The organism is Variovorax sp. CF313 (assembly GCF_000282635.1).
Taxonomy (GTDB): Bacteria; Pseudomonadota; Gammaproteobacteria; order Burkholderiales; family Burkholderiaceae_C; genus Variovorax.
Genome location: NZ_AKIW01000017.1, coordinates 22,329 through 28,328 on the forward strand (window position 1 = coordinate 22,329; position 6,000 = coordinate 28,328).

Here is a 6,000-nt window from a genome sequence, read left to right on the forward strand (position 1 = left end):
TAAAAGATGCAAATGAAATGATTGGTTGTGCATTCGCGAGATAGTCAGGCGTGCAGGCCTGTCTCGCAACAGTCTGAAGCGGGCGCACACGAAGGACGGCCATGCAGCGACTGCCAGCCTTCGAAAGGCTCGCTCGAATAGGTACTATCGGCCAACAGCAGACGTTGAGGAGCATGCCCCCATGAGATTCCAAAAGCTTCAAGGTGCCCTCGATTCGGGGTTCCTGAAGCCAGCACTCTGCAAGTTTTCCGAGCCTCCCGCTGAGACAGAAGTCCTCGCGCTCAGCGCTCAAAGACCTTGGCCTTTGAGCGCTGCCCATGTTGACCTTCTCTCCCGCTGGGGAGGGTCAAGTCTCGACGAGATTCGAATAGCCTCCCTCGATGCAGTTCGAGCCGGCTCCGATGACCGCAGTGTTCAATTTGCAAGCGACTACAGCGGCTTTGTCTTCCGGTACGACAAGGGCGGCGCGGTGCTGCAGGAGGACACCGACGGGGGTGCGATGCGCATCGTGGCGGCGTCGATGACGGCATTCTTCGACGACGTGCTCTTAGGAGATCAATGCCTTGCGCTCTACGGGGAGGCCTGGCTATCAGCCCTTCGAGAGCATGGCCTGGCCACATAATCGGCCGGAGTCGGCCAGAACCAGACGTTCATGGTCGCCCGCCATTTCTCTCAGTGACGCAAGAACATGAGCACAGAAGCTGACCTGAACATCGCCGAGATCCCCTATGACTCCGGGGCCATCAAGTTTCGCTATGCAAGGGTGATGTCGCCGGATGGAACTCGGTGGGTGCTTCATGGTTTCTTTTTGGCGTATCACGTGAACGGTAACGTGGCCTCCGAAGGTCATTTCACTGATGGCAAGGAGGAGGGTTTGTGGCGCGACTTTCACTCAAACGGGGTGCTTGCATCGGAAGGACAGTACCGCTCGGGAAAAGAGGTTGGGGTTTGGCGCTTCTGGATGTCTGACGGGGTGGAAGACCCAGTAAGAGACTACGGCGACTAGCGGTGGCGGATTCAACCGGTCAGTCACCACAATCAAGACAAGTCGACTCTCTATGGAACGCTCAAAAATTGACACTGCTTGGCCAAACGCGCTTCGTTGGTTCCTTTCTCTCGATCTGACTCACTTCACGCCGTGGCATTTCATTCAAGATGCGGATGAGATGGCATTCGCTGCCAATGCATTTCGCCGCGAAGACGTCCAACGTGGCGAAGTTTTTGTGTTCGCGCGACGTCAAGATCGCGAGGATTTTGCGGGATTGGAGCTTGAGAACGGGCTGCCTACCGACAAGGTTGTGTACTTTCACCCTGTGTTTGGCAACGGCTCAACGGACTCCCCGAGAACGTGGAACATCGTTGTCGCGACGTATCCTGATGTGTTCGACTTTGTGGCCCAGTGCGTTGTCCCGGACATGAAGGACTGGGCGGTCGAAGAGGATGCAGGAGACTTGTAATCGCGCTGGCCGGCTACCGTCAGCTACAAGCGGACTTTGCCCCTTAGCCTTTTTCACCTTCGACCATGGCATTCAATCTGACTCACCGTTACGGCAGCATGGACCCAGGCGGCCCCAACTCGGACTTCCTGGCGCTGCTGCGCGAGCTCGAAGATCGGCCGGAAGATACCGAGCATGGTTCAGTGGCGGTCACCCATGAATCCGAATGGAGCTTGGCTGTATCGCGGGGCGGCTACATCACCTTCGAGAATCTCGAAGCCGAGGGCAGGGGCGAACGGCACATGGATGAGGTGCCCGTAAGCAAGATTGTCGAGCTGTTCCGACATCTTGCTGAGGGAAATCTTGCGGCTATCGAACAGGAGCCTTGGCTACCCGGCTACTAGCCAGCACAGACAGAAACCGGCCAACACCGGACTTTCAACTACGAGCCAGAATTTGAAGGACGACCGACCTTGTGAAGCACACCACCTACTTCCAAATTGAGCCGTCGGTCGCTGCACTGGCCAGGTTCCCTTCTGTCCTTACCGCGGAGGAGGCAGACATACTTCTGGAGCCATTGCTGACAAGCAGAAGCTGGGCCGATAGGTCTGCCTGGCGCCAAGATGCGGTTGCAATGGCTGTGAAGCTGCTCTACCTCGCGCGCGTCCGTGAGTACGAGTTCCTGTCCTCACCCGGCGACGCTCGCCGGGTTCTTGGCTCCGACGCCATCACAATTCAAGTGTTTGACCGCTGGTGGACGCTCCGCGAGATGCCGTGGGAGGAGCCGTCCGAGCACTGGGAGGGATACTTGGCTTCCGTCTCAGAACACGTGGAGGCGACAGGCAACGTCGCCATCGACGAAATGCTCCAAACTATCCTGAAGCGGCAGGCGGCCGCGCGACCGTCTTAGTGCGGCCAGAACCGGCCGTTCACCCAGCCGGCACAATGCGGCCAGCAGCAGACATTCATTGCGTCCGGCTACGATGCTTTGGCCCTGGCTGCGGATCAACTCGGTATCCTCGCGGCGCACCTTGGCGCGTGTAAGAGCATTCGTCGATCAACACCAAATCTCCCAAGAGTTTGAGCATGTCTTCAACCGTCCCGCTCCGTCGACCTATTGGCAGCTTTAGCTGGAACGCCGCCTTGCTGGGGGCCGCGGTCGGTATTGCCGGCCCGTCTTACGTCGGCACCCTTGTGGGCAACGTGATGCTGCGGGTGCTGCTTAGCAGAGGGCACTCGTTGCAAGAGGCCTACGCGTTCGTTTTTCAGTACAACCTGTCGCTACCCGTGGTCGTTCACCTTGTCGCCGAAGTTTTCTTTTCATTGGCGTGTGGCTGGGTATCGGCTGCTTACGGTCGTGGCGCACCAATCGCTCAAGGCGTTGTGGCGGGTCTTCTGACAGTCTCGTTCACCGTCATCATGCTCCTCAGTCCGGCCGACGGCGCTATGCCACTATTGTTCAGAGCCATTTCGTTGGGAGTTCCAGTGCTCGGCAGCATTGCTGGGGCCTATGCCTTTTCCCGTAAGGCTTGACTTCTGCTTAGGGCCCTTTGCACGGGCGACGTGCTTGGCTACAGTCGGCCAGAACCTGCCACTCATGGCCTCCGCACATTTTGATCGGAAGCCGACCTCGGACACCGAAAAAATCTATGTTGTATCGCCTTTACTGCTCAAGTGGGAATACCTTAGGAATCGAGGAGTACGTGTGCTACTCGGAGATCGGAGCGGACGGCACTTGGGTGCGTTACGTAGAGGTCAAGTCAGACGGGACGGCTCTCAGATATGACAGGGAGCGTGCGGCCGATCAGTATGGCGTTCTTCCGGAAGGCGAATGGGAAGAAGCGGAAACGACGAAGAGGGAGTACGGCATCGTGGCAACGATTTCCGCAGATCTTTTTCAGGCGGTATGGTCAGTGACGCGCTGTGTCAACGATGATGGCCGCCGAGTCGCGAGATCCACTTGAAAACCGCCGTCCGCCATCGGCCGAGCCTGTGTGCGCCTACAGTCGGCCAGATGCAGTCTTTCGCGAGCGTCCCCTTTCGGCCAGCCAGCCGGCTGCCCGCGCGTCCTAAGTTGCGTTCATGTCCTACTATTCCGTCACTGTGCTCACGCCCTCGCCATTCCTCGCTCCCGACCAAGCGCGGGTCGCCGATCTAATTGGTCATTGGGCACTCCAACTCGACGAACACAAGTTCTCGATGGGCGGTCAGCCCTTCGATTTCGAGTTTCCGGATCTGGAAGAGGATGAGCGCCGTGTGTCACTCATGGGCTGGTCGCCCTTGGGAGCGCTACGCCTCACCACTTACACCGGCGCCAAAGTCAGCCACATTCTCTTGGGCGCACTTGCCTGCAAGCTGGCACAGACGTATGAGGGATGGATCGCGCTTGACGGCCACCTTGAGTCAGTCACCAGCGTCCCCGCGGTACTGACCTTCGAGGGCGTCGAGGGTCGAATCCGAACCTCTTACGGAGTGGATGTCATCAGCCCGAGCGTCATGACTTACTGGCTCGGCTATGAGGATTTCCGCCTGGTCTGATTGTTGAGGAGCGGTGGCACGCGGGGCGGTTCTGCTCGGAGGTCAGCTTTGGAGCTACAGGTCTTCAGGCGTCGATGACCGCAAGGGGTCGATGGCGTTACGATCGGTACGACGGCTTCCCCGCCGCATGCGGCCAATAGAAGACAGACGAATGACGACCCAAGGTGCAATCAGCCGCATTGAGCATGCCTTCGACACTAGCTTGCCCGCTGACTACAAGGACTATCTAACTAACCGAGCGCGTCCTGGCTTGGGCGATAGCTACGAGTTCCCGTTGCCGGCCGGCACTTCCTTCGGCCGGTTCGGTATCGTGGATGGAATGCACACGGCGGAGGAAATACTCGAGAACGATGCGAATAACGCCAGTTGGGATGACGTCGCGAAAATGCTCATCGTTGGCTGGGATTTGTCCGGCGGATTCGTGTACCTCTCGCTTGCTCAGGAGCGGTCGGGCATCTTCTACCGGTGTCCCCACGTGTCGTCCGAGTACGTGTGCGTCGCCAGCACGTTCACGTCGTTCTTAGCAATGCTGCGGGAGCAGCCTGCCTAGGGAAGGTCTGATCAAGAGCACGTTTCTTGCATGAAGGACTGAACCCTGCAAAGGAGCACGAGCGATGAGTCAGATCAGTTTTTCGGATGCCGAGCAAGCAGGCAAGAGGAAGAAGACAAGGCGCGAAGTCTTCCTTGCCGAGATGGAACTGGTGGTGCCTTGGAAGGCGCTGCTCAAAGTCATCGAACCCCACTATCCAGTGGCAGGCCGAGGCCGTCGCCCCTACCCGCTGCAAGCCATGCTGCGTGTGCACCTGATGCAGAACTGGTTCGCCCTGAGCGACCCGGCGATGGAAGAAGCCTTGTACGAGATCGCCTCGCTGCGCACGTTCGCCGGACTTGGTCTGGAGGCGATCCCCGACGAGACGACCATCCTGAACTTCCGCCACTTGCTGGAAGCCAGCGATCTGGCTGAAGACATCTTCAAGCAGGTCAACGCCCATCTGGCCAGGAAGGGACTGCTCTTGAAGCGCGGCTCTATCGTGGACGCCACGATCATTGCGGCGCCCAGTTCCACCAAGAACGAGAGCGGCGAGCGAGACCCTGAGATGCACCAGACGAAGAAGGGCAACCAGTGGCACTTCGGGATGAAGGCGCACATCGGTGTGGATGCGGACTCGGGGCTGGTGCACACGGTGACGACCACCGCGGCCAACGAAGCGGACGTGGAGCAGGTGGATGATCTGCTGCACGGCAAAGAGGACACGGTGTGGGCAGACTCTGGCTATCGCGGAGCACAGAGCCGAGTCAAGCGGGATGTGCAGTGGCACATTGCGGGCAGGCCCAGCGACATGGCGAAGATGCCCGAGGGCCGAGCCAAGGCCAGAGCACGCAAGCAGGAATACCAGAAGGCCAGCATCCGGGCGAAGGTGGAGCACCCGTTTCGGGTGATCAAGCGGCAGTTCGGCCTGGCGAAGGTGAGGTTCAAGGGACTGGCCAAGAACACGGCGCATGTGATCACGCTGTTTGCGCTGTCGAACCTGTGGATGGCCAGGAAGAAACTGATTGCGATGATGGGACAGGTGCGCCCGCAGGCAGCGTGAAGGGAGCAAAGAGGCCTTCAAACACGTGGGATGCCCGGCGCGATGAGCCCGCAAGCGCGGCGGCACAACACGCACACTCGTCACCAAGCCAATTTACGACTTGATCAGACATTCCCTAGGTCGCCAGATTGACGAGGCGGCTGTACAGGGTTATGAGTCCAAGCTGGTGGCGCCGTTTCGTAGCACCACACCGGAGGTAGAACGGAAGATTGTTGGCGACTACTGCGCTCAATTTTTCCGCGAACTGGCCTCTGGTGTCTGGCGCCAGCGGACGCCCAAGCTCTACCAGTATCTTGCACAAAAATGACGTACAGCTCGCCACACTAAATCTGTGACTTCGAGCGTCGGCTTTGGAGAGAAGCGAACTTCTGGTTTTGGTCCTCGGCGCCTGCTGCGTTGCCGGCTACAGTCGGCCGAGGCTGTGTGGAAACGCC

General features: G+C 58.8%; 10 protein-coding genes. All 10 read left to right on the forward strand.

Annotated elements, in window-relative coordinates; all coding sequences use genetic code 11:
- Positions 1-181: 181 nt before the first annotated feature.
- Positions 182-622 carry a hypothetical protein gene (locus PMI12_RS05570; protein WP_007830050.1) on the forward strand — a complete coding sequence of 147 codons (441 nt, stop codon included), beginning with the start codon at positions 182-184 and terminating at the stop codon, positions 620-622.
- A 66-nt stretch (positions 623-688) separates the two neighbouring features.
- On the forward strand, positions 689-1,006 hold the full coding sequence (locus tag PMI12_RS05575) for a toxin-antitoxin system YwqK family antitoxin (RefSeq protein ID WP_007830051.1): 318 nt from the start codon (positions 689-691) through the stop codon (positions 1,004-1,006).
- Positions 1,007-1,058: 52 nt separating this feature from the next.
- Positions 1,059-1,457, forward strand: a complete 399-nt coding sequence (locus PMI12_RS05580; protein ID WP_042672893.1) for a hypothetical protein — start codon at positions 1,059-1,061, stop codon at positions 1,455-1,457.
- A 65-nt stretch (positions 1,458-1,522) separates the two neighbouring features.
- Positions 1,523-1,840, forward strand: a complete 318-nt coding sequence (locus tag PMI12_RS05585; protein ID WP_007830052.1) for a hypothetical protein — start codon at positions 1,523-1,525, stop codon at positions 1,838-1,840.
- Between the two features lie 71 nt (positions 1,841-1,911).
- Positions 1,912-2,346, forward strand: a complete 435-nt coding sequence (locus tag PMI12_RS05590; protein ID WP_042672895.1) for a hypothetical protein — start codon at positions 1,912-1,914, stop codon at positions 2,344-2,346.
- Between the two features lie 176 nt (positions 2,347-2,522).
- On the forward strand, positions 2,523-2,969 hold the full coding sequence (locus tag PMI12_RS05595; RefSeq protein ID WP_157632142.1) for a hypothetical protein: 447 nt from the start codon (positions 2,523-2,525) through the stop codon (positions 2,967-2,969).
- Positions 2,970-3,518: 549 nt separating this feature from the next.
- Entirely contained in the window at positions 3,519-3,974 is a 456-nt protein-coding gene (locus PMI12_RS05600) for a DUF6368 family protein (RefSeq protein ID WP_007830054.1), read from the forward strand.
- A gap of 151 nt (positions 3,975-4,125) precedes the next feature.
- Positions 4,126-4,524: an SMI1/KNR4 family protein gene (locus PMI12_RS05605; RefSeq protein WP_007830056.1), complete on the forward strand. Its 399-nt coding sequence runs from the start codon at positions 4,126-4,128 to the stop codon at positions 4,522-4,524.
- Positions 4,525-4,588: 64 nt separating this feature from the next.
- A complete protein-coding gene (locus PMI12_RS05610) occupies positions 4,589-5,566 on the forward strand; it encodes an IS5 family transposase (protein WP_007830058.1) in 978 nt (325 codons plus the stop codon).
- 100 nt (positions 5,567-5,666) lie between these two features.
- Positions 5,667-5,873, forward strand: a complete 207-nt coding sequence (locus PMI12_RS28655) for a hypothetical protein (protein ID WP_157632144.1) — start codon at positions 5,667-5,669, stop codon at positions 5,871-5,873.
- Positions 5,874-6,000 lie beyond the last annotated feature (127 nt).

Excerpts from the sequence above, each read along its gene's own strand:
- PMI12_RS05570 (WP_007830050.1), top strand. The coding sequence starts at position 182 with ATGAGATTCCAAAAGCTTCAAGGTGCCCTCGATTCGGGGTTCCTGAAG.
- PMI12_RS05575 (WP_007830051.1), top strand. The coding sequence starts at position 689 with ATGAGCACAGAAGCTGACCTGAACATCGCCGAGATCCCCTATGACTCC.
- PMI12_RS05580 (WP_042672893.1), top strand. The coding sequence starts at position 1,059 with ATGGAACGCTCAAAAATTGACACTGCTTGGCCAAACGCGCTTCGTTGG.
- PMI12_RS05585 (WP_007830052.1), top strand. The coding sequence starts at position 1,523 with ATGGCATTCAATCTGACTCACCGTTACGGCAGCATGGACCCAGGCGGC.
- PMI12_RS05595 (WP_157632142.1), top strand. The coding sequence starts at position 2,523 with ATGTCTTCAACCGTCCCGCTCCGTCGACCTATTGGCAGCTTTAGCTGG.
- PMI12_RS05600 (WP_007830054.1), top strand. The coding sequence starts at position 3,519 with ATGTCCTACTATTCCGTCACTGTGCTCACGCCCTCGCCATTCCTCGCT.
- PMI12_RS05605 (WP_007830056.1), top strand. The coding sequence starts at position 4,126 with ATGACGACCCAAGGTGCAATCAGCCGCATTGAGCATGCCTTCGACACT.
- PMI12_RS05610 (WP_007830058.1), top strand. The coding sequence starts at position 4,589 with ATGAGTCAGATCAGTTTTTCGGATGCCGAGCAAGCAGGCAAGAGGAAG.